We start from the raw sequence: 22,662 nt of genomic DNA, 5'->3' as shown, positions 1-22,662 counted from the left end.
TTTGACAAAAAATGAAGAAAAAGCCTTACGCGTAAAATACCTAAGAAATCTTGAAAAATTTTTCAATGGCGCTATATCTGTACTTAAAAAAGAAGATTTTGATAAAACTAAATTTGAAGAAAGAATGTTAAAAAATGCTAAATTTTTTGAAAAAAATCCCGCGGTAAATCTTAACTCAACCTATGCAAAAAATCTTGAATTTTTTGTCAATGCTTGTTTAGATTTTTCCAAAGAAAAAAGCGAACTTTTAAATCTTGCCAATGCTTTAGATAAGCAAAAAAAACAAGGTGAGAAAAAAGAAAAACATAAAAATTATTTAAAGGATTATGAATGATTAATGTATTTTTTGATATGGATGGAACTTTAATCGATAGTGCAAATGCCATTTCTTGTGCAGTTAATGAAATAAGGCAAGATTTAAACCTAGCCCCACTTTCAAGAGAAATCATTATGCAAACCATCAATACTCCCAATATTGACTGGGCAAAAGAACTTTATAATATAGAAAATTTCCATCATTCTAGTTTTAAAGAAGGCTATGAAAAATATTTTGTTAAACACTATGAACAAAGCGTGGTGCTTTTTGAAGGAGTGAAAGAACTTTTAGAATTTTTAAAAAGCAAAAATTGTTTTTTAGCTATTGCCACTAACGCCCCTCAAAACTCACTTTCAAGTATACTTAAAAAACACGATATCATTCCTTATTTTGATAAAATTTTAGGTATAAGTTTAGGCATAGAACCCAAACCTCATCCTATGATGCTAGAGCTTTTAAAAAGCGAGGCTCCACATAAAACAAGCGTTTTTATAGGAGATAGTCAAAAAGATAAAGAATGTGCTAAAAATGCTAATTTGCCTTATTTTCATGCCAAATGGTATCAAAAAGATTTAAAAGAAAATGAATTTAGCAACGCTAGTGAACTCAAAGGCTTTTTGCAAAAGTATTTATAAGTTTTTTAATGAAATTTTAGTTAAAATTAGAAACAAATTTTAAAAAGAGTAAATTATGAGTGAATTATTAATAGAAATTGGCACAGAAGAATTACCTGCTATTCCTTTGTTAAAAGAATTAGCTAATATAGAAAAAAAATGGAAAAATGTTTTAGAAGAATATCGCTTGGTAAGTGATTTTAAATTTTATTATACTCCGCGTCGTTTAGTTTTTTTTCATGAAAATTTTGCAGACAAACAAGAAGATAGTTTTGCTGAATTTATAGGAGCACCTAAAAATGTTGCTTATAAAGATGGAGTTTTAACTCCTGCGGGACAAAGCTTCCTGCAAAAAGCAGGGATCAGTGAAAATGAACTCGCTTTTAAAGAAATCAAAGGTAAGGAAGTTTTATATCATCAAAAAGCTATCAAAGGTTTACAAAGTCAAGAAATTTTAGGAGAAATGGTAGAAAAATTTCTAAAAAATCTTAGTTTTGGCAAAAGTATGCGTTGGGGTGCAAATTCTTTTGAATTCATTCGTGCGATCCGTTCTATAGCTTGCATTTTAAATGATGAACTTGTTGATTTTCAAAGTTATGGGGTAAAAAGTGCTAAAAAAACTTTCATTCACAGAAGTGTAAGTTATGATTTGAAAGATTTTAACAATGCAAAAGAATATTTTGAACTACTAGAAAAAAACTATATTATCCTTGATCCAATCAAAAGAAAAGAAAAAATACTTGAACAATTTAAACTCATAGAAAGTCAAAAAAATATACAAATTGGAGAAGATGAAGAGCTTTTAGCTGAAGTAGTTGCTATCACAGAATATCCTAATGCACTTTTAGGAAGCTTTGAAGAAGAATTTTTAGAAATTCCTAGCGAAGTCATCATCACTTCAATGAGAGAAAATCAACGCTATTTTGCGGTTTTTAACGACAAAGGCTTAAGTAATCATTTTATAGTAGTAAGCAATGCAGTATGTAAGGATTATTCAAAAATCATACATGGAAATGAAAGAGTTTTGCGTGCAAGACTTAGCGATGCAATGTTTTTTTATCAAAATGATTTACAAAATGGTTTACAACCTGAAAAACTTGCCAAAATGACTTATCTTGAAGGTTTAGGCACAATGCAAGATAAAAGTTTAAGAGAGATTAAAATTGCTGAAATTTTATGTCAAATGCTTCATAATGATAAAATCGAAAATATCAGCACAGCACTAAAATACGCCAAAGCAGACTTAGCCACACAAATGGTTTATGAATTTACTGATTTGCAAGGCATTATGGGAAGTTATTATGCGCAAAAAATAGGATTAGATTATGAAATTTGCTTAGCCATCAAAGAACAATATCTTCCTAATTCTGAACAAGCTCCACTTCCAAGCACAGAATTTTCAAGCATAGTAGCCCTTGCAAACAAGCTTGATACCCTTATAGGACTTTTTAGTATAGGAAAAATTCCAAGCGGAACAAAGGATCCTTATGCCTTAAGAAGAGCAGCCAATGGAATCATTAAAATCGCTCTAAATTTAAATAAAGAATTTGATATCCAAATTTTATTAGAAAAACTTTCAAGTCATTATAAAAGCTTTGATATGCAAATTTTAAAAGATTTTATTTTTGAAAGACTTTATACTTTTTATACGGTCAATGCTTCTTTTGTAAAAGCGGTTTTAAGCTCACAAAATACAGATCTTATTCATATCAATCAAAGCGTAAATGCTCTTATAAAACTTAGCAAAAAAGATAATTTTAATGAAAATTTTGCAACCTTTAAAAGACTAGCCAATATCGCCACTAAAAATCCTCATAAAGTTGATGAAAGTCTTTTTACTCAAGAAGCAGAATGCAAACTTTACAAAGCTTTTCAAGAAAAAACTAAAGCCAACTCTTTACAAGAAAAACTTGAAAATCTTTTTGCACTCAAGCCTTTTATCGACGAGTTTTTTAATCAAGTAATGATTAATGCTGAAGATGAAAAACTTAAAAATAATCGCCAAGCTTTGGTTTATGAAATTTATGCGGAGTTTTTAAAAATCGCCGATCTTAAAGAGTTAAGCCTATGAAAGCCTTATGGCTTTTTTTAAGCCTTACTCTTTGGCTTTTTGGAGTTCAAAATTTAGAACTCATCAAAGGTCAAGCTTTATTTTTGGAGCTAGATAAGAAAGATTTTTTATCTTTAAAAAATAATGATAAAAATATTCTCACCTTTGCACATCCTAAAAATCAAGAAAAAATTCTAGCTATTTTTTCCTTACCTTACAAAAATCCCCCGAAAAATACAAAACTTATCGCATTTTATAAAAATAAAAAAGAAGAAATTTTCATAAAAACTTTAGAAGGTAATTATAAAAGTGAAAAATTGCAAGTTGAAAACAAAAAGATTTTTCCGCCAAAAACCGTACAAGAACGCATCGCTAAAGAATTAAAAGAAGCCAATGCGATTTATAGCTCTTATACTCCAAAAGCTTTATTTAACGGTGCTTTTAATATACCTTTAAAATCTTTTATCACAAGTGATTTTGGCGAAGCAAGAACTTTTAATGAAAAAGTAGCAAGTTATCACAGTGGAACAGACTTTAGAGCTGCCACAGGAACGCCTATTTATGCAGCCAATTCAGGCATAGTAAAAATTGCAAAAGATCGTTATTTTGCAGGAAATTCAGTAGTCATTGATCATGGTTTTGGAATTTATTCACAATACTATCATCTTTCTAAAATCGATGTTAAAGTAGGACAAAAGATAAAAAAAGGTGAGCTTATAGGACTTAGCGGGGCTAGCGGTAGAGTAAGTGGACCGCATTTGCATTTTGGAATTTTAGCTGGAGGCAAACAAGTCGATCCTTTGGATTTTGTCTCCAAATTTAATGCTATTTTTCAATGAAATTTAGTGACTTTTTCCATGCTTGGCTCCATAAGAGCTATTATAAAAATGCTGTAAGTATAGGAAAAAACGGAGATTTTTTTACTGCTGTGAGCGTAGGAAATCTTTTTGGCACACTTTTAGCCAAGCATTTTTTAAATTTAATAGATAAAAAAATTTTACAACCCCCTTTAGAACTTGTAGAAATAGGCGCTAATGAAGGCTATTTAAGTCGTGATTTTTTAGCCGCTTTGCTTGAATTAAGACCTGAAATTTTTTCTCAAATTTCTTTTTTCATCATAGAACCGCATGAAAAATTAAAAAATTTGCAAAAAAACACTTTAGAAGGAGTGGAATTTACTCACAAAAATAGCCTTAAAGAATGCCATTTTAAGAACGCTTTTTTCTTTTGCAATGAACTTTTTGATAGTTTTACTTGTGAACTTATAGATCATGATAAAATGGCATTTGTAGAAAATTTTAAACTTATTTTTAAAAATATGGATGAAAATTTGATCACAAAATGCAAAGCTTTAAATCTTACAAAAGGCGAACTCAGTTTAGAGCTTGAAAATTTTTTTAAAGATTTAGATCAAGCTTGCGAGAGATTTATATTTGCGGGATTTGACTATGGAACTTTGAATCCACAAAATTTTAGCTTAAGAATCTATCAAAAGCACGAAGTTTTTAACCCTTTTGAAGTATCGTTAAAAGATTTTTTCGGCAAAAGCGATCTAACTTATAATGTCAATTTTACCCATCTTCAAAAACTCATCAAAGAATATGATTTCAAACCTTTAGCTTTTAAAAAACAAAGTCTTGCTTTCATGGATTTTGGTTTTGAAGATTTATTAGAATACACAAAAAATAAAAACATTAAAACTTACGAAAGTTTTTTATCTCAAGCTAAAATTTTATTTTTTAATTTTGATGTAAAATTTCATTTTTTCGAATTTCAAAAAAACTAAAATTTTATATTTTTCATACTTGCTAAACAAACCCCCTCTCTTAAACCCTCATCAATGACTAGAAGTTTATGTTTATCAAACAAAGCATAAAACAGCAAACAACCTGCACTCAAATAATTTTTTCTCATCGTGCCTACTTCTTTTATAGCCTTTTTTTCTTCCATATGAAAAAGTTTAATAGCATAGTTTAAAAAATCCTTATGGCAAAGTTTTTTACCATTTACTCTAGTTGCTTCATACTTTTCATAGCTTATATTTTGTTTTAATGCGCTAAGTGTAGTAGGAACTCCGGAATTTAAAACCACCGTTTTAGCCCCTAAAGAACGAAGTTCCTTTTTAATCATAGCCACCTCATCAAAAGCCATAAAAGCTAAATGCTTTAAATAGGGATTTGCAATTAAAAAATGAATTTTAAGTTTTTTATCTTTAATATTGATGATAAATTTAGGATATTTTTTTATCAATTTTTTGTAAGAAATACAAGATTTATAATAAGAATGGCAATTTTTTTCATAAAAACTAATAATACCAAAATCAAAACTTTTAAAACTTTTTCCAAAAGAAAGCTCACAAGAAGCCCCTCCTAAATCACAATACGCAAACTCTCCCCAAATTTTAAGCCTTCTTAAGCCCACTTGCATACCTAAAACACTGATCTTAGCTTCACTTTTGGCATCTATAAGCTTAAAATCAATCCCAAATTCTTCTTTTAAATGGGCAAAAATTTCATTTGTATTGCTTGCTTTTCTAAAAGCTGCAGTCGCTACAGCTCTTGCTTTGCTTAAATCTTGCTCTTTAGCCAAAATACTCAAAGCATTTTTTAATCTTTGTATGGCTTCTTTAGAAATTTCTCCACTTTGATTTAGATTTTTCGCTGCTCCAATAACAAATTCATATTCTTTTAATTTATTTAATTTTTCATCCATTTGTACTGCTCTTAAAGTATTTGAACCAAGATCTATACCTAACATGACTTTCCTTGTTTGATTTTATAGTATAATAGCAAAAAAGTTCTAAAGGAAAAATATGCTTTTAGGTGTAAATATCGATCATATCGCAGTGTTAAGACAAGCTAGAATGGTAAATGATCCTGATCTTTTAGAGGCTGCTTTTATAGCAGCTAAACACGGAGATCAAATCACTTTGCATGTAAGAGAAGATCGCCGTCATGCTCAGGATTTTGACTTGGAAAATATTATAAAATTTTGCAAAAGCCCTATCAATTTAGAATGTGCTTTAAATGATGAAATTTTAAATTTAGCTCTTAAACTCAAACCCCACCGCGTTACTTTAGTGCCTGAAAAAAGAGAAGAGCTTACTACAGAAGGAGGGCTTTGTTTAAATCATGCTAAATTAAAACAAAGCATAGAAAAACTTCAAAGTGCAAACATTGAAGTTTCGCTTTTTATCAATCCTAGTTTAGAAGATATAGAAAAATCAAAAATTTTAAAAGCCCAATTCATAGAGCTTCATACAGGACATTATGCGAATTTACACAACGCACTTTTTAGCAATATCTCTCATACTGCTTTTGCCTTAAAAGAACTTGATCAAGATAAAAAAACCCTGCAAGCTCACTTTGAAAAAGAATTGCAAAATTTAACACTCTGTGCTAAAAAAGGCACAGAATTTGGTTTAAAAGTAGCCGCAGGACATGGTTTAAATTACAAAAATGTAAAACCTATAACAAAAATTAAAGAAATTTGTGAGCTAAATATAGGACAAAGCATTGTAGCAAGATCTGTATTTACAGGACTTCAAAACGCTATTTTAGAAATGAAAGAACTTATTAAAAGATGAAAAAACTAGCCATTAGCATAGGCGATATAAACGGCATAGGACTTGAAATTTTAGTGCGTTCTCATGAAGAACTAAGTAAAATCTGCACGCCTTTTTATTTTATCCACGAAAGCTTGCTTGATAAAGCTTTAAAACTTTTAAATTTAAAACCTTTTAATGTAAAAATCGTAGCTTTTAAAGATAAAAAAGACTATGAGTTTAAATTTCTTAAAAAGCAAAATTCTCTTGAAATTTACTCTTTTTGCCTTCCTTTAGGCTTTAAAGTAGATGAAAATTTTGAAATCAAAGCCGGAGAAATAGATGCAAAAAGTGGACTTTATGGTTTTTTAAGCTTTAAGGCGGCAAGTTATTTTGTCTATGAAAAACACGCCCATGCCTTGCTTACTCTACCTATACACAAAAAAGCTTGGGAAGACGCAGGACTTAAATACAAAGGACATACCGATGCTTTAAGGGATTTTTTTAAAAAAAATGCCATTATGATGCTAGGTTGTAAAGAGCTGTTTGTAGGACTTTTTAGCGAACATGTACCTTTAGCTAAGGTGAGTAAAAAAATCACTTTTAAAAATTTAAGCATCTTTTTAAAAGATTTTTACAAAGAAACGCATTTTAAAAAAATAGGGCTTTTAGGTTTTAATCCTCACGCTGGAGATTATGGAGTCATAGGCGGAGAAGAAGAAAAAATCATGGAAAAAGCTATAACTTTTGTTAATGCCTTTTTACGCTCTAAAAAAGATGAAAAATTTTTCAAAAAAGCTTTAAAAGATGAAAATTTACAAAAAGAATTGCTTTTAAGTTTTAAAGACAAGGGTGTTTATCTACCCTATCCTTTAGTAGCTGATACGGCTTTTACTAAGGCTGGTTTAAAAAACTGCAATCGTTTAGTGGCTATGTATCACGATCTTGCCCTTGCTCCTTTAAAGGCCTTGTATTTTGATAAAAGCATCAATGTGAGTTTAAATTTACCCATCATACGCGTCAGCGTTGATCATGGCACGGCCTTTGATAAGGCCTATAAAAATGCTAAAATCAACACTAAAAGTTATTTTGAAGCGGCTAAATTCGCAATTAATTTAAATCCTAAGGCTTAATTTAGCCCTAGAATCAATCAAATCTTCTTTAGCCAAGCTGTCTATAAAATCTTGCAAATCTTTATTGGTATTTAAACTTTGAGTGAGTAAATTTTCATATTTATCAACTTTATTTTTAAAAATTTGCTCTAAAACTTCTTTAGTCTTTATATCTTTTTGCTCTTTGCATAAGCTCTAATAAAGCCTTAATATAAGCTTCTTGCATGCAATCACTTGCATTGAGTAAAGGCAAAATAGGATTTTCCCCTGCTTTTGTATTTTGCATATTTTTTATACAAATTTTTCTTTCTTTAAGCATCTTTTTTGAAATGGCTTTAAAATCTTTTTTCATCTTTTTTATCTGCTTTTTTTGAAATATTTTGATACAAACTACTATAGATGTTATCTACTAAAGCAAGTTTTTTATTCTCAAATTCATTACGCACACCAATTTCATTACATATCATAAGCTCATCAAAACTCAAAGCCCCTAAACTCACCAAACTTAAACCAAGCAATAAAATAATTTTTTTCATTATTTACCTTTAAAATTTTTATTTTATTTTAACAAAAATATTTTGAATTTTTTAAGGAAATTAAGCCTTTATTTTATTATAATGCGTTTTTATTTTTATAAGGAAATTAAAATGCAAAATTACAAAAAAGCTCTTTTTGCACTAGCTCTTAGTGCTTTTTGTATGGGTGTAACCGAATTTGTTATGGCAGGAGTTTTGGTTGATGTTGAAGCGTATTTTAGCGTAGATGCAAAAACTGCGGGCTATCTTACAACCTTATATGCTATAGGTGTTGTTATAGGTGCTCCTCTTATTACTATACCTTTAAGTCGTTTTCACAGACATACACAACTTTTAATCAATCTTGGAATTTTTGCTTTAGCAAATTTCATTATCTTTTTTAGCCAAAATTTCTATCTTACAGCGTTTGCGCGTTTTGTAGCAGGAACACAACATGGAGTATTTTTTGTCATTGCTACCTTAGCTGTAAGTGCTATAACCCCAGATGATAAAAAATCAAGCGCTCTAGCTATAATGGTCACAGGACTTACTGTAGCCTTGGTTACTGGAGTGCCACTTGGAACTTTCATAGGGCATTATTTTGGCTTTAAATTTATCTTTTTACTTATTTTTATCATTACAAGCCTAGCATTTTTTGGAGTATGGCATATGATGCCCAAAAATTTACATCCTAGTCCAACAAGTCTTAAAAATCTAATCCCTGCTTTTTCGCATCAAAATTTGTTAAAAACTTATACTATAACCATTTGTAGCTGTGGGGCTCAATTTGTTCTTTATACTTATTTGCAAAAATTACTCGTAGAAATAAGCAGTTTTAAAGTCCAAGATACAGCTTATATCTTACTTTTATATGGAATTTGTGCAATTTGTGGAAATTTATGGGGCGGAAAAATAGTAGATAAAAAAGGTGCTATTTTTTCCCTGCGTCTTATTTTAAGCATACAAGTTCTAGTATTTTTAAGCGTATTTCTCACCATGCATTCTAAAATTTTAATCATTTTTAGCGTAGCTTTGATAGGATTTTTTGCCTTTTCCACTATACCTGCGCTAAAAATGCTTAGCATTGCTAAAGCTAAACGCCATACTTATAAAGTCATAGACAGCACAGTAAGTGTAAATGAAGCAGCTTTTAATGTAGGCATAGCTTTAGCAAGTTTTTTAGGTGGGATTGTTTTAGCAGGATTGGGCATAGAATTTAATGCTTTATTTTCGGCACTTTTTGTAAGCCCTGCTTTGATTTTTGCCTTACTTTTTGCCAAAGATAAATTAAATTATAAAAAATTTCAAAGAAAAAGTTTAAAAAAGATATAAATTGGAATAGAAATTGCTTGTTTGTTTAATGTAAAGTTAAATAAAGGAGGAGAAAATGGTAGTAGATAATACTCAAAAAACATCAAATGCTATTTTTAGCACCACAACAAAGGTTAAAGAGAAAAATACTTCAGCAGATGAATTTCAAGCCACATTAAATGAAGCAAAAAACAAAGAAGAAAAGGAAGAAGAAAAAACAAGTTCAAGCAAATTTACCAACGAAGACATTGATCTTGGTGCTGTTAGAGAAGATTTTAGATCTTATGCTTGGCAAAAAATGAAAGAAGATCAATACAAAAAAAATGAGGAGACTTTGCTAAATAAGCTTTTTGCTACAATTGACGCAGGAAATGCCACAAACAATACAAAGGCTTAATATACAAATCAATCAAAACTCAAATTACATAAACGAGAATTCCAATAATTCTCGTAAATTTTCTAATAACTCCAGATAAAATGAAAAAATTTATTATTTCCTTTATATGAAGCAAATATAGAAAAATTGACCAATTTAATTTATCAATTTCTGTTATAATTTTGCCAAAAACAAAGGAAAATAATGATTTTTATTGATGCTTGCTTTAAAAAACCTACACCCTATACCCCTATTTGGATGATGCGTCAAGCAGGAAGATATTTGCCAGAATATATGGAAGTAAGAAAACAAGCGGGCGATTTTCTCTCTTTGTGTAAAGACTATAAAAAAGCTTCTGAAGTTTCTTTACAGCCTATTGATATTTTAGATGTAGATGCAGCAATCATTTTTTCAGATATCTTAGTTGTTCCTCTCGAAATGGGCATGAATTTACGCTTTGAAAAAGGAGAAGGGCCTATTTTTGATAATCCTATTTCAACCCTAGAAGACTTAGAAAAACTTGACGATCAAAATGCGCATAAAAAATTAAATTATGTCTATGATGCCTTAAAGCTTACTAGAGAAAAATTATCTCAAAACAAGGCTTTAATAGGATTTTGCGGAAGCCCTTGGACTATAGCTACCTATATGATAGAAGGAGGCGGAAGTAAAAATTATGCAAAGTGTAAAAAAATGCTCTATCAAAACCCAGAACTTTTACATAAAATTCTAAACAAACTAACTCAAGTTTTAAAACTTTATTTAGAAGAGCAAATTAAAGCAGGTGCCAATGCTGTACAAATTTTTGATAGCTGGGCAAGTGCTTTAGAATACGATAAGTTTTTTGAATTCTCTTTTAATTATATGCTTGAAATTTCAAATTTTATTAAAAGCAAATACTCAAATATACCTGTAATTTTATTCCCTAAAGGCATTAGCGGTTATTTGGATAGAATCGATGGTAATTTTGATGTTTTTGGGGTTGATTGGAGCACTCCGCTTGATTTAGCACGTGATAAACTATCACACAAATACACTCTTCAAGGCAACATGGAGCCTTGCAGACTTTATGATAAAAATGCCATCAAAGAAGGAGTGGAAAAAATACTAAAAACCATGCAAAATAAAGCTCATATTTTCAACTTAGGACATGGGATCTTGCCTGATATTCCTGTTGAAAATGCAAAATATTTTATCAAGCTTGTACAAGAAAGTTCAGCTAAATGAAAATACTCTTTGGTCCTGTTAGCTCAAGGCGTTTTGGAAGATCTTTGGGTATAGATTTAAGCCCTAGTAAAAAACAATGCAATTTTGATTGTGTTTATTGTGAGCTTGATCCAAAAAAAGCCCAAGAAAAACAGGATGAAATTATCAGCATAGATAAAATTATCTCCGAAGTTAAAGTTGTGCTTGAAAAAAATGTTGAATTTGATTTTCTTACCCTTACTGCCAACGGAGAGCCTAGTCTTTATCCTTATTTAAATGAGCTTATTTTATCTTTACGCAGCATTGCTAAAGATAAAAAATTGCTTATTTTAAGCAATGGCACAGCTGTATTAGATGAAGACAAATTTAATGCTTTGCTAAAACTAGATGTGGTCAAATTTAGCCTAGATAGTGCAGTTGCTAAAACTTTTTATCGTATTGATAGAGCTTTAAAAAACATTGACTTAGAAAAAATGATAGAAAAAATGGCAGATTTTAGAGCTAGGTTTAATGGAGATTTGATTATGGAAATTCTAGTTGTTAAAGATCTTAATGACAACGAAGAAGAATTTAAAGCGCTCAATCAAGCTTTAAAAAAAATCATACCTTTAAGAGTTGATCTAAGTACCATAGATAGACCTCCTGCTTATGCCGTTAAAAAAGTAAGCGAAGAAAAACTTTTAGAACTTTCCAAACTTATAGATTCTACCCCTGTACTCTTAGCCAAAAGGCATTATGAAGGTGAAAAAATAAGCTTCAATGAAGAAGAATTATTAAAAATGCTTCATTTACGCTCACAAAGCGAAATAGACATTGAAGTGAAATTTGATGAACAATCCAAAACTCTCTTAAATCAACTTATCAAAGAAAAAAAGGTAAAAATTCTCGATTTAGCTGGAGTTAAATTTTATAAAGTTTAGACCTTTGGTAAATACTTTCTAAGTAAAGTTATAAGATCATTTCTACTTACATCACTTAAAACTTCACTCACACAATCAAAATCCCTAACTTTTTCCTTTGAAAAAAAGATGATATGGCTTTGTGGATGCTGTTTTTTATAAGCACTTAGCAAATTTCTCATTTGCTCAAGATCAAATTTAATTAATTCATAATCAAGCAAAATCAAACGATAAGTCTCCTTGCTTAATTCTTGTTTTAATTGACTAAAAGAATTTATACATATATTTTTATCGCATTGTTTTTCTATTATATTGAAAAATAAGGTTGCATCAAAATCATTTTGTTTAAAAAGCAATACATTATTTTGATAAGGGGTTTTAAATTTTAAAGTGCAAACCTTATCAAGCTTGTTTTGCAAAATATTTTCAAGATCTTTTTTTTCAAAAGGTAAAGTTAAAAAATACTCATAATGTGTATTTTTATGCCGACCCATCACTATAAAATCATAGTTTTTCTTTACATTTTCATTTAAAATTTTATCCTTGATAAAAATCAAATGAAAGTCATTAACATCAAAACTTAAATTTTTAAAACAAGTACTTTCTATGCCAAAATACGAAAGTAAATTTGCAAGTAAAAAATTTTCAAGCTCATCATTATTAACTATAGCCACACTTGCTTCAAACTGCAAAACCTTTCCATGAGATGTCCCTATAATGCTTTTATGATGCTCTAAAGCCTCATTTAATTCTAATCTAATTTGATCTTTTTGAGAATTTAAGGCATTTAAAATCAAAGAATTAATTTCTTTATTATACCCTTCATTTAAGCAACGCATTGCATTGGATATATTTCCAAGCTGATATAAATTTTCTTCTAATAAATGCAAATATCTGTCTTTTTCATGGGATATTTTAGTTAAATTTTGTCCCGTAGTTTCAAATTTTTCCTTTAACAAATCAAGCGCACTATCAACATCAATCTTTTTTTGAAAATTTAAAAAATCATTTTGCATGCAAAAAATTTTTTGATATATTTTGTTTATATTTCTATTTCGTCTAAAAGCAAAAATAAAAAGTGTTAAAGATAAAACAAAAATGCTAGAAAACATACCTATTTTCAGTTGTTCAGCAACACTATCAAGCTTTGAGATATCAATACTTAAATACGCTAAAATTAGATTAAAAATAAAAATTATCCCTGCTAATATCAAATCAATTTTCCTTTATTTTTTGCGCCGCTTTCTTGCCTACAAGCATTGCAAGATCTTTAAAATCAGCCTTATATATAGATTCAAAATTTCCATAATACGCTAAAAGTTTTTGTATAACCCCTGAACTAAGTCCTAAATTTGCAAGCTTAGAACTTTTCAAGTCCTGTTTTTTCTTAGTATTTTGATGAAAGCTGATAGCAAAACGGTGTGCTTCATCTCTTAATTTCTGTAAGAATTGTAGTTTTTTATCGTTAATACTTAAGCTAAATTCTCCTTTTAAGGAATGAATTTTATCCTTAGCACCTCCTTTAGCCCTATGTGCTTTTGCATCGATCTTTTCTTTTGAAATAGCTAAAATATCGACATTAGCTCCACTACTTACAATGATTTCTTTAGCCAAATCAAGCAAAGCCTTTCCTCCATCTATAAGCCATAAATCAGGAGGGGGTATTTTATCAAAGTCCAAAGCCCTACGCGTTAAAACTTCACGCATTTGATCATAATCATTTTTATGTTTTAAATGAAATTTTCGATATTTTGACTTATCCCAAGAATTTATTCTATAAGCTACCATAGCTCCAACATTTGCCACGCCTTGCAAATGAGAATTATCAAAAATTTCTATATCATTTGGTAAATTTTCAAGCTCAAAATAAGACTTTAATTCTTTTTGTATAGTAAAACCATGATTTTTTTGCTCTTTTTCTATATTTAAAAGGGCATTTTGAAAAGCCAAATCACAAATTCTTCTTTTTTCTCCTATTTTAGGGATTTTAATACTGATTTTTTTATCAAATCTTTGGCTTAAAATTTCTTCTAAAAGCACTCTATCTTCAAATTCTTCATAAACATAAATAACATTTGCAAGCAAAGGAATGTCCATACTAAAATTTTCTAAAATCAATTGCTTATAAATTTCATTTTTATCCTCTTGTATATCATTTTTTATAGGAGTAATCTTAGAATTTGCACTGATAATTTTTCCATTTTGCACCACAAAGCGTAAGGTTGAAAGCATGGAATTTTCAAAGGCTAAAGCAAATACTTCAAAATCTTCTAATTTTGCAATATCTATTTCAACCTTAACTTCCAAATCTTTAATCGTTGCAATCTGATCCCTTACTTTAGCTGCTTCTTCGTAATTTTCATTCTGTGCTAAAACAAGCATTTGTTTTTCTAAATTTTTTATTAAAATACTAGGATTTAAAAGTGCGTGCATAGCCTCATCTAAAATTTCAAGGTATTTTTCCCTGCTGATGCGTTTATCGCAAGGCGCAAGACAACGAGAAATTTGATAAAAAATACAAGGGGATTTACAACTTGCTTTTTGCTTTAAAGGATAATATAAATAAAGCGCATCTAAAAGCTCTCTAGCACCTTTAAAAAAAGGACCAAAATATTTGATTTTGCTTTTTTTTACCAATTTTCTAGTGATCTCAAAGCGTGGGAATTCTTCTTCAAAATCCACATAAATATAAGGATAAGTTTTATCATCTCTTAGTAAAATATTATATTTTGGATGCAGTTGTTTGATAAAAGAATTTTCTAAAATCAAAGCATCAGCTTCTGAATTAGTAGTGATAAATTCCAAATGCACTGTTTCTTCAATCATTTTTTGAATTCTTAAAGAATTTCTTGGATTTGCGTGTAAATTTGGAGTAAAAGCAAAATAAGATTTGATACGATTTTTAAGATTTTTAGCCTTACCTACATATAAAAGCTTTCCTTCTTGATTGAAGTATTGATAAACTCCAGTGCTATTGGGAAGAGTTTTTAACTCATTTTCTAAATTCTCTTTAGTCAAGATTAGAACCCTTTTTGATAAGTTCTCTTAAATCTTCAAATTTCTTAAATAATTTTTCATCTTTAAAGCAATTTTTAAATTCACCCTTAGAAAGCTCCAAATAAGAATTTTTAGAGAGTTTTTCATCATTTTTGTTTTTATTTGCTGCATAAGTGTATTTTTGGGAAAAGATTTTTATATCTTTTATATCAATAAATCCACTTAAAGGATATTTTTGTCCATATGCTTTTATGAGAAATTTAATATAAATTTTGCTATCATCATGATTTAATTCTTGATAAGCTGCTGGATGTAAGGTTATTATATTTAAAATATGATTTTTTACATAAATTTTAGCAATCAAACGTTGCTTAGCAAGCGGAAAAGAACTTAAAAAATCTTTGCAAAAAAATAAGGTTTTTAAAGGCTTATAATGAGGTTTATCCATCAATTCATTAATAACAGCACTAGCGTTTTTAGTCATCTTAATATTATTTCTTTTTCCCATAAGATGATTTTAGCATTTCTTTTCTTAATTTTCTTCTGTGCTTGCGGATATAAAGGCAACCCTCAATACACAAGCTATGAACAAAATGGCTCGGTAAAAACCATTAAAAAATACGAACAATTACATAGGTGGTAAATAATGAAAAAAGCAGATATTTTAGTTTTAGACTTTGGCTCTCAATACACTCAGCTTATAGCAAGACGCTTAAGGGAACAAGGAGTTTATGCAGAAATTTTACCTTTTAATGTAAGCTTAGCTGATATCAAAGCAAAAGAACCAAAAGGTATTATTTTAAGTGGAGGTCCAGCAAGCGTATATGCAACTGATGCGTATTTTTGCGATAAAGGCATATTTGACTTGGGTTTACCTGTTCTTGGAATTTGTTATGGTATGCAGCTTATGGCACATCATTACAAAGCTACAGTTGCACCTGCAGGACATAAAGAATATGGTAAAGCAAATATAGAAGTTAAAAAAGATAGTGCTTTATTTAAAAATCTTCCAAAAAAACAAACTGTTTGGATGAGTCATTCTGATAAAGTAGAAAATTTACCTCAAGGTTTTGAAGTTTTAGCCACAAGTGAAAATAGTCCTTTTTGTGTTTTTGGCAACGAAGATAAGAAATTTTTTGCTCTGCAATTTCACCCAGAAGTGCAACACAGTGAATTTGGCAAAAATATCTTAAAAAATTTTGCTAAATACGCTTGTAATTGCGAAAGTGTTTGGAATATGGGTTCTTTTGCAAAAACTCAAGCAGAAAAAATCCGTGAAGAAGTAGGCAGTGATAAAGTGCTTTGTGCTGTAAGTGGCGGAGTAGATAGTAGTGTAGTTGCTGCACTTTTAGCCAGTGCTATAAAAGAGCAAGTTATAGTAGTTTTTGTAGACAATGGACTTTTAAGGAGCGGAGAAAAAGAACAAGTTGAATTTATGTTTAAAAATACCTTAGGTATCGATCTTATCAGCATTGATGCAAGTGAAATTTTCTTAAGTCGCTTGGCTAATGTTAGAGATCCTGAGCAAAAAAGAAAAATCATAGGAAATACCTTTATAGAAGTTTTTGAAGAAGAAGCAAAAAAACATAAAGATGTAAAATATCTCGCTCAAGGAACACTTTATACTGATATCATAGAAAGTTCTGTTGTAGGTGCAAGCAAAACCATTAAAAGCCATCATAATGTAGGGGGCTTGCCTGAAAAAATGAATCTTAAACTCATAGAGCCTTTAAAAGAAATTTTTAAAGATGAAGTGCGTGCCCTAGGACTTGAGCTTGGACTTAGCAAAGAAGTAGTTTATCGCCATCCTTTCCCTGGACCAGGGCTTGCTATACGCATTATGGGAGAAGTAAATCGCCCTAGTTTAGAACTATTGCGCAAGACTGATGTAATTTTACTTGAAGAACTTAAAAGCACCGGCTGGTATGATAAAACTTGGCAAGCATTTTGCGTACTTTTAAATGTTAAAAGCGTTGGGGTTATGGGGGATAACCGCACTTATGATAATGCAGTTTGTATACGCGTTGTAGATGCAAGTGATGGTATGACAGCTACTTTCTCGCATTTACCTTACGAAGTTTTAGAAAACATAAGTCGCCGTATCATCAATGAAGTAGAAGGTATAAACCGCGTTGTTTATGATATCTCAAGCAAACCACCTGCAACCATAGAATGGGAATGATCCATTTTTTTCTAGCTCTTATTTTTATTATAAAATTTTTATAAAAATAAGGCTAGAATTTATTTAAGAAATTTCAAGGAAGAAATATGCATGGAAAAATAGCTATTTATATGGATTCTACAGGACGTGGAACCGTTACAAACTCAGCAAATACCTTTTTTGACTTCAATCGCCAAATTTGGAATGATAAAAAAAGCATGCCAAGTGTTGGTATGCTTGTGGAATTTAGAACTCTTTCTAGCGAAAAAAAAGCAGAAGACGGCAAGCCCGTTCAAACAAGCAAAACCATAACGGGTATAAAACCTTCAAAATTTCAAGAATTTAAAGAAGGGGATTTTATCACTGAGCATGATTTTTGGAAAACTGATAATGATGATGAATTAGAAGACTTGCAAAACTCAAGAAGAAGTGCTTATATAACAGAACTCTATAGAACAACAGACTTTGACAGTATAGAAAAAATTCCTCTTTCTTTTACTATACCTCAAGCTATACAAAAATATTTTGCCCATGAAATTTTATCCGTAGAAACGCTTCAAGCCAATCTACAAGATGAAAAGGAAATTCCTTGCATACTTGATTATCTTATACTTAAAAGATTTTTATTTAAAGCTTATGATACTTTAATTTTTATGGATAATAGCATAGACCAAACCCAATTTAGCGCATTAAAAAGCATCATGATGCATTTAGAGAATTCATATAAACAAATGATAGCTGATCAAAAACCAAATATCACTAAAATTTTTAACGAAACTTTTTTATCTTTGCAGTGTCATTACCAAGCTTTAGTAGCCACCATAGATACAAGAAAAAATCGTCTAGCCTCACTTGAAGCACAAATGAAAACTTTACAATCTGAAATAAATCTTAAAAGTAATGCGGCCAATGCAGACCCTGAAAAACTTAAAGCACGGCAAGAAAGATTGGCTAAGCTACAAAAAGAAGCAGAATACTACAGAACAACACTAAAAAGACTTGATGCTATAAGGGAGGATTTTTATAAGAAAAATTACAATATTTTCGAAAATGCTTTTAAGCTTTCACGAGAAAAGCTCTTTAAAAAAATTGTCACAGGTTTAAATCTATGTGCAACCATAATGGATGTTAAAATTTGGCACTTATCTTTAAAATCATCAGGGGTTAAAAATTCTTATTTTACTATGAGCAATATAGAAAATTCTTTCTGTTCTCTTTCTTTTGCAGAACATTACTTAAGTCGCTTAAATAAATCCGCTCTAAATCCTTTTGATCAAAAACTTTTAGTGTATATTCAAAAAATTACAAAAGAACAAAGAAAAAAATTTTTAGTTGTCACATCGGATTTAGATTTATTATGCAAATTAAAAATTGAAAACTTTTCACAAAATCCATATTATTTAGTAAAATACGCACCTAAAAAAGTGAATTATCAGTCTTTAATGCGTGATAACACCTTTGATATAGTCTATATTGATGAAAAACATGTTTGGGAAAATGTTGCCGATATTATTTTACAAGGAAAGCATTTTGACAAATCAGGAAAAACCAAATTTAAACTGATTTAAGACATAGAAATTTAAGCTAAATTAAGTTATAATTTCCTTGCCTAAACAGTTTGTGGTATTTAAAGTGATCCAACACATTTTTATTAACTGCGATTGTGTGATTTACCGTGTTCTGTGGCATCGTTTGAGCTTTAAAAAAAGCGAGAAGTTGCAGCCTTTAAAAATTACCTAGCGGTTTTCTTTGACTTTTTGGGGTCAATCTTTGTTAAACGGCTGTTTGGGTTTAAAAGGAGATATAAATGAAAATAATGATTTTGGGTAGTGGTGCAAGAGAATATTCTATTGCTTTAGCCTTAAGAAGAGTAGACAAAAATTTAGAGTTTTATTTTGCTCCTGGAAATGGCGCTACCGAAAGTCTTGGAACAAATTTAAACCTAAAAGATCCAGTAGTTTTAGCAACCTATGCGAAAGAAAAAGGTTTTGATCTTTGTATAGTAGGAAGTGAAAGTTTTTTAGCTGAAGGTGTTGTAGATATTTTTAAACAACAAGGACTTGCTATTTTTGGGCCAAGTAAAGCTGCTGCAATGCTTGAAACCTCAAAATCTTTTATGAAAAGCTTTCTTAAAAAATACCGTATCAAAACAGCCAAATTTTTAAACACAAATGATATTGAAAAAGCAAAAAATTTTATACATAGTTTAACCCCTCCTATAGTAGTAAAAGCCGATGGACTTTGTGCAGGAAAAGGTGTTATCATAGCTAAGACTCATGAAGAAGCCATAGAAGAAACAGCTAAAATGCTGAGTGGAGAAAGCTTTGGAGATGCTGGAAAACTCGTTGTAATTGAAGAATTTTTAGATGGTTATGAATTAAGCATTTTTGCAGTATGTGATGGCAATGATTTTGTTTTACTTCCTGTAGCACAAGATCACAAAAAATTACTCGATAATGATCAAGGGCCAAATACTGGCGGAATGGGTGCTTACGCTCCTAGCTCTTTAGCGAATGAAAGCTTGCTTAGAAAAGTTCAAAAAGATATTATTTTACCGACTTTAGCAGGCATGAAAAAAGAAGGAGCGGAATTTTGTGGTGTTTTATTTATAGGTGCTATGATCGTTGGAAATAAACCTTATGTATTAGAATTTAATGTTCGCTTTGGCGATCCTGAATGTGAAGTTTTAATGCCTTTAATCGAAAATCCTTTGGAGCTTATTTTAGCTGCTACTCAAAGACGCTTAAGACACACAAAAATCAAAATCAAAAAAGAATTTGCAGTAGGGGTTGTATGCGCGAGTGAAAACTATCCTTACAAAAGTTCACCAAAAAGTGAAATTACTGTAAATAACATTCCTGAAAACTCTCATATCTCTTATGCTGGAGTAAGCCTAGAAGATGGCAAATTAATGGCTGATGGTGGAAGAGTTTTGGTTTGCGTTGGCACAGGAAAAAGTATAGAAGAAGCGCAAAAAAATGCTTATAAACTTTGTGATAATGTAAATTTCAAAGGAAAGCAATACAGAAAAGACATCGCTCATCAGGTTCTTAAATGAAAGAAAATTTACAAGACCGCTTAGAGCGTGAAAATCTAAAAATAGCAAGTTTTGGAAAAAGAGTTCTAGCTTTTTTAATCGATGATATGATTATTTCTTTGATTGTGTTTATCATTTTTTATGATCGTCTAATCCAAGCAAAAGATTTATTTGAAACAACTCAAATTATAGGAAATTTTTATCTTGGCTTCATCTTGCTTCATTTTAGTTATCAAGCAATTTTTACTTATCTTTATGGGGCAAGTTTGGGAAAAATATTATGCAAAATTATCATCTTGGATGAAAATATTCTTGACAAACCCAATCTCATCCAAAGTTGCATCAGATCTGCCATAAGACAGGTTAGTGCTATGGCATTTATGCTTGGATTTGCTTGGGCTTTAAGCAATGATTTACGCAAAGCTTGGGAGGATTATCTAGCAAGGACAATAGTAGTCGATGTGGCGTAAATTTTCCTTATTGCTAGGAACTAGCATAGCTTTAAGTGCAGCACAAGTTGATATTTACGCTCTTGATGCAAAAAAAGAAGGTGATATTCTTACTGCAAACAATGATGTTATTATTTTTTCTGATTTTTATTTCATCACTGCCAATAAAGCAATTTACAATGAAAAAACCGGAGATGTTGAGCTTTTTGGTGATGTTAACATCCTAAGGGGACAAAACGAAAGATCACATTCTGATTATGCTAAAATCAACCTAAATTCCAATCAAGCCGATTTTAGTAATTTTTTCTTTTCCAATAATAATCTTGAAGTATGGTTTCAAAGCAAAACAAGCCATCTAAATGATAAAGTCTTTGAAAGTAAAATTTCAGCAGTTTCAAGCTGCAATGTTGAAGATCCTGATTGGGAAATTCGTTTTTCAAAAGGCTGGCTTAACCGGGAAACCAATTTTGTTCATCTTTACAATGCAAGATTATATGTTAAAAATACCCCGGTTTTTTATCTACCTTATTTTGGATTTAGTGCTGATACTCATAGACAAAGCGGACTTTTAATCCCAAAAATCGTTTTAAAAAGTAGCGAAGGCTTATACTATGAACAACCTATTTATATTGCCACTCAAGAAAATTGGGATTTAGAACTTGATCCACAAATTCGAACAAACCGTGGTTTTGGACTTTATTCTACTTTAAGATTTCTTGATTCTCCATATTCAACAGGAGAATTAAATTTTGGTGCTTTTAGAGAAAATAGCTCCTATTTTCACGATGAAAATTTGAAAAACCAAACCCACTATGGAATAGAACTAAAATACTCAAGAGATGATTTAATCAAATCTTTGCTCAGTGATAATTTTCAAGAAGGTCTATGGATAGATGCAACCTATCTCAACGATGTGGATTATTTAAATTTAGGAAGTAGAGATTATCGAGATCTTAACTCGCTTGTAACCTCCAAAATCAATTATTTTTTAGCTGATGAAAACAATTTTTATGGAGCTTATGCAAGATATTATATCGACACATCTAAACTTAGCAACAATACAACCTTGCAAGAATATCCAAGCTTTCAATATCATAGATTTTTAAATAACCTTTTTGATGAACGCTTACGTTATTCATTTGATGCTTCATTTCATAATTTTTACCGACCTGCTGGTTCTTATGCAAATGAGTTAAATTTAGACTTGCCTATCTCGTATCACAATGCTTTTTTTGGAAACTTTTTACACTTTACTTTTACAGAAAGATTTTATGCTTCTTTTGTAAATTATAGCAACGATCCCGAAAGAAACCATGAGCATTATTTTAGAAACACTCATGATTTTAATCTCTACACCGATCTTTCAAAAGCTTATGAAAATTTCTTTCATACTTTAAATTTAGGAGTGAATTACATTTTACCAGGAGCAAAATCAGGTAAAATCACGCAAGATTATCTTGAAGAATACGACAAAGAAAACGAACATACAAGTCTTTATGCTGTACAATATTTCTATAACAACGAAGGACAAAAAAAACTCAAACACAGATTTTCACTTGACTATCTCAATAAACAAAATAAATTCTATAAACTTGAAAATCTTTTAACTTATTATTTTAATGAAAACATCAATCTCAACAGCGAAGTGCTTTACTCTTATGAGCAAAGTCGCTTTACCAATGTCATCAGCCAAATAGAAGTCAATACAAATTCAAAATTTAATTGGATGTTTTCTCATGCTTATCAAAACGATGAGTATGGAAAATATAGCTTTATTGGCACAAGAGCAAATTATATTGCCACACCTAATTACAATTTATTTGGTGGAATTTGGTTTGATACTCAAAGAGCTCATGCAAACATGTGGGAACTTGGCTATACCTATCAAAGAAAATGTTGGAACTATTCTTTAATGTATAGAGAAAGAATCGATCCACAACTCACAAGTGGTGGTATCACAGCTAAAAATCAAAGCGGAGTTTATTTTATTTTCAACTTCTATCCTTTAGGAGGAGTAAAATACGATTTCTCTTTAGCAGAAAGTGAAAACAAAATTTAAAAAGGATGAAATTTGC

General features: G+C 30.4%; 20 protein-coding genes and 1 pseudogene. 16 read left to right on the top strand and 5 right to left on the bottom strand.

Translation table 11 applies throughout. From position 1 onward, the window contains the following. Nucleotide 1 precedes the first annotated feature (1 nt). The 5 genes from AJ886_RS08615 to AJ886_RS08595 are packed head-to-tail and all read left to right on the top strand — an operon-like array spanning nt 2 to nt 4,766. Nucleotides 2-334, top strand: coding sequence for a hypothetical protein (locus AJ886_RS08615; protein WP_070287557.1), 333 nt, complete (start codon nt 2-4; stop codon nt 332-334). Next, entirely contained in the window at nt 331-951 is a 621-nt protein-coding gene (locus AJ886_RS08610) for an HAD family hydrolase (RefSeq protein ID WP_070287556.1), read from the top strand. Before AJ886_RS08615 ends, AJ886_RS08610 begins: the two co-directional genes overlap by 4 nt. A 55-nt stretch (nt 952-1,006) precedes the next feature. After that, entirely contained in the window at nt 1,007-3,001 is a 1,995-nt protein-coding gene (gene glyS / locus AJ886_RS08605) for a glycine--tRNA ligase subunit beta (RefSeq protein ID WP_070287555.1), read from the top strand. After that, nucleotides 2,998-3,819: a M23 family metallopeptidase gene (locus tag AJ886_RS08600; protein ID WP_070287554.1), complete on the top strand. Its 822-nt coding sequence runs from the start codon at nt 2,998-3,000 to the stop codon at nt 3,817-3,819. The genes glyS and AJ886_RS08600 overlap by 4 nt, the downstream gene beginning before the upstream one ends. Continuing rightward, nucleotides 3,816-4,766 (top strand): SAM-dependent methyltransferase, encoded by a 951-nt coding sequence (locus AJ886_RS08595; protein WP_070287553.1) that lies wholly within the window; start codon nt 3,816-3,818, stop codon nt 4,764-4,766. The genes AJ886_RS08600 and AJ886_RS08595 overlap by 4 nt, the downstream gene beginning before the upstream one ends. Here AJ886_RS08595 and AJ886_RS08590 read toward each other — a convergent pair. After that, entirely contained in the window at nt 4,763-5,737 is a 975-nt protein-coding gene (locus AJ886_RS08590; protein ID WP_070287552.1) for an exopolyphosphatase, read from the bottom strand. The genes AJ886_RS08595 and AJ886_RS08590 overlap by 4 nt on opposite strands. 55 nt (nt 5,738-5,792) lie before the next feature. On the opposite strand from AJ886_RS08590, the gene AJ886_RS08585 reads away from it, so the two are divergent. Both AJ886_RS08585 and pdxA read left to right on the top strand, forming a co-directional pair. After that, nucleotides 5,793-6,566, top strand: coding sequence for a pyridoxine 5'-phosphate synthase (locus AJ886_RS08585; RefSeq protein WP_002861932.1), 774 nt, complete (start codon nt 5,793-5,795; stop codon nt 6,564-6,566). Further along, nucleotides 6,563-7,657, top strand: a complete 1,095-nt coding sequence (pdxA, locus tag AJ886_RS08580) for a 4-hydroxythreonine-4-phosphate dehydrogenase (RefSeq protein WP_070286639.1) — start codon at nt 6,563-6,565, stop codon at nt 7,655-7,657. Before AJ886_RS08585 ends, pdxA begins: the two co-directional genes overlap by 4 nt. Here the strand turns inward: pdxA and AJ886_RS08575 are convergent. After that, a pseudogene (locus tag AJ886_RS08575) lies at nt 7,640-8,172 on the bottom strand (hypothetical protein). The gene pdxA and the pseudogene AJ886_RS08575 sit on opposite strands and share 18 nt — an antisense overlap. Before the next feature lie 111 nt (nt 8,173-8,283). On the opposite strand from AJ886_RS08575, the gene AJ886_RS08570 reads away from it, so the two are divergent. The 4 genes from AJ886_RS08570 to AJ886_RS08555 all read left to right on the top strand — a co-directional run bounded on the left by AJ886_RS08570 (nt 8,284) and on the right by AJ886_RS08555 (nt 11,964). After that, a complete protein-coding gene (locus AJ886_RS08570) occupies nt 8,284-9,483 on the top strand; it encodes an MFS transporter (protein ID WP_002861936.1) in 1,200 nt (399 codons plus the stop codon). 55 nt (nt 9,484-9,538) lie between these two features. Continuing rightward, nucleotides 9,539-9,859: an invasion antigen CiaC gene (gene ciaC / locus AJ886_RS08565; protein WP_070286640.1), complete on the top strand. Its 321-nt coding sequence runs from the start codon at nt 9,539-9,541 to the stop codon at nt 9,857-9,859. A gap of 183 nt (nt 9,860-10,042) precedes the next feature. Next, nucleotides 10,043-11,065 carry a uroporphyrinogen decarboxylase gene (hemE, locus tag AJ886_RS08560; RefSeq protein ID WP_070283102.1) on the top strand — a complete coding sequence of 341 codons (1,023 nt, stop codon included), beginning with the start codon at nt 10,043-10,045 and terminating at the stop codon, nt 11,063-11,065. Further along, entirely contained in the window at nt 11,062-11,964 is a 903-nt protein-coding gene (locus AJ886_RS08555) for a radical SAM protein (protein ID WP_070287551.1), read from the top strand. Before hemE ends, AJ886_RS08555 begins: the two co-directional genes overlap by 4 nt. Here AJ886_RS08555 and AJ886_RS08550 read toward each other — a convergent pair. From AJ886_RS08550 to AJ886_RS08540, 3 genes are read right to left on the bottom strand one after another with little or no spacing between them, the layout of a single operon-like run. Further along, nucleotides 11,961-13,157 (bottom strand): hypothetical protein, encoded by a 1,197-nt coding sequence (locus AJ886_RS08550; protein WP_070286642.1) that lies wholly within the window; start codon nt 13,155-13,157, stop codon nt 11,961-11,963. The genes AJ886_RS08555 and AJ886_RS08550 overlap by 4 nt on opposite strands. A gap of 1 nt (nt 13,158) precedes the next feature. After that, nucleotides 13,159-14,961: an excinuclease ABC subunit UvrC gene (gene uvrC / locus AJ886_RS08545; RefSeq protein ID WP_070287550.1), complete on the bottom strand. Its 1,803-nt coding sequence runs from the start codon at nt 14,959-14,961 to the stop codon at nt 13,159-13,161. After that, entirely contained in the window at nt 14,954-15,448 is a 495-nt protein-coding gene (locus AJ886_RS08540) for a hypothetical protein (protein WP_070276697.1), read from the bottom strand. Before AJ886_RS08540 ends, uvrC begins: the two co-directional genes overlap by 8 nt. Before the next feature lie 138 nt (nt 15,449-15,586). Between AJ886_RS08540 and guaA the strand changes: the two genes are divergently transcribed. The 5 genes from guaA to AJ886_RS08515 all read left to right on the top strand — a co-directional run bounded on the left by guaA (nt 15,587) and on the right by AJ886_RS08515 (nt 22,646). Continuing rightward, complete coding sequence (gene guaA, locus AJ886_RS08535; RefSeq protein ID WP_070252823.1) at nt 15,587-17,122, top strand: glutamine-hydrolyzing GMP synthase; 1,536 nt, start codon at nt 15,587-15,589, stop codon at nt 17,120-17,122. Between the two features lie 86 nt (nt 17,123-17,208). Then, nucleotides 17,209-18,669, top strand: coding sequence for a hypothetical protein (locus tag AJ886_RS08530; RefSeq protein ID WP_002871009.1), 1,461 nt, complete (start codon nt 17,209-17,211; stop codon nt 18,667-18,669). A gap of 239 nt (nt 18,670-18,908) precedes the next feature. Continuing rightward, nucleotides 18,909-20,159 carry a phosphoribosylamine--glycine ligase gene (purD, locus tag AJ886_RS08525; RefSeq protein ID WP_002861945.1) on the top strand — a complete coding sequence of 417 codons (1,251 nt, stop codon included), beginning with the start codon at nt 18,909-18,911 and terminating at the stop codon, nt 20,157-20,159. Beyond that, entirely contained in the window at nt 20,156-20,608 is a 453-nt protein-coding gene (locus AJ886_RS08520; RefSeq protein ID WP_070287549.1) for an RDD family protein, read from the top strand. Before purD ends, AJ886_RS08520 begins: the two co-directional genes overlap by 4 nt. Further along, complete coding sequence (locus tag AJ886_RS08515; RefSeq protein ID WP_070287548.1) at nt 20,598-22,646, top strand: LPS-assembly protein LptD; 2,049 nt, start codon at nt 20,598-20,600, stop codon at nt 22,644-22,646. The genes AJ886_RS08520 and AJ886_RS08515 overlap by 11 nt, the downstream gene beginning before the upstream one ends. The last annotated feature ends 16 nt before the right edge of the window (nt 22,647-22,662 follow it).

Origin of the sequence: Campylobacter sp. BCW_6465, assembly GCF_001762815.1 — a bacterium.
GTDB lineage: Bacteria > Campylobacterota > Campylobacteria > Campylobacterales > Campylobacteraceae > Campylobacter_D > Campylobacter_D jejuni.
Note: the sequence above shows the minus strand (reverse complement) of the source record. Positions and strands in the feature narration are given on the sequence as shown.

Coding starts and splice junctions, on each gene's coding strand:
- AJ886_RS08585 (WP_002861932.1), top strand. CDS start 5,793: ATGCTTTTAGGTGTAAATATCGATCATATCGCAGTGTTAAGACAAGCT.
- AJ886_RS08570 (WP_002861936.1), top strand. CDS start 8,284: ATGCAAAATTACAAAAAAGCTCTTTTTGCACTAGCTCTTAGTGCTTTT.
- AJ886_RS08595 (WP_070287553.1), top strand. CDS start 3,816: ATGAAATTTAGTGACTTTTTCCATGCTTGGCTCCATAAGAGCTATTAT.
- guaA (WP_070252823.1), top strand. CDS start 15,587: ATGAAAAAAGCAGATATTTTAGTTTTAGACTTTGGCTCTCAATACACT.
- AJ886_RS08515 (WP_070287548.1), top strand. CDS start 20,598: ATGTGGCGTAAATTTTCCTTATTGCTAGGAACTAGCATAGCTTTAAGT.
- AJ886_RS08520 (WP_070287549.1), top strand. CDS start 20,156: ATGAAAGAAAATTTACAAGACCGCTTAGAGCGTGAAAATCTAAAAATA.
- AJ886_RS08555 (WP_070287551.1), top strand. CDS start 11,062: ATGAAAATACTCTTTGGTCCTGTTAGCTCAAGGCGTTTTGGAAGATCT.
- AJ886_RS08530 (WP_002871009.1), top strand. CDS start 17,209: ATGCATGGAAAAATAGCTATTTATATGGATTCTACAGGACGTGGAACC.
- glyS (WP_070287555.1), top strand. CDS start 1,007: ATGAGTGAATTATTAATAGAAATTGGCACAGAAGAATTACCTGCTATT.
- purD (WP_002861945.1), top strand. CDS start 18,909: ATGAAAATAATGATTTTGGGTAGTGGTGCAAGAGAATATTCTATTGCT.
- hemE (WP_070283102.1), top strand. CDS start 10,043: ATGATTTTTATTGATGCTTGCTTTAAAAAACCTACACCCTATACCCCT.
- AJ886_RS08610 (WP_070287556.1), top strand. CDS start 331: ATGATTAATGTATTTTTTGATATGGATGGAACTTTAATCGATAGTGCA.
- AJ886_RS08600 (WP_070287554.1), top strand. CDS start 2,998: ATGAAAGCCTTATGGCTTTTTTTAAGCCTTACTCTTTGGCTTTTTGGA.
- ciaC (WP_070286640.1), top strand. CDS start 9,539: ATGGTAGTAGATAATACTCAAAAAACATCAAATGCTATTTTTAGCACC.
- AJ886_RS08590 (WP_070287552.1), bottom strand. CDS start 5,737: ATGTTAGGTATAGATCTTGGTTCAAATACTTTAAGAGCAGTACAAATG.
- pdxA (WP_070286639.1), top strand. CDS start 6,563: ATGAAAAAACTAGCCATTAGCATAGGCGATATAAACGGCATAGGACTT.
- AJ886_RS08540 (WP_070276697.1), bottom strand. CDS start 15,448: ATGGGAAAAAGAAATAATATTAAGATGACTAAAAACGCTAGTGCTGTT.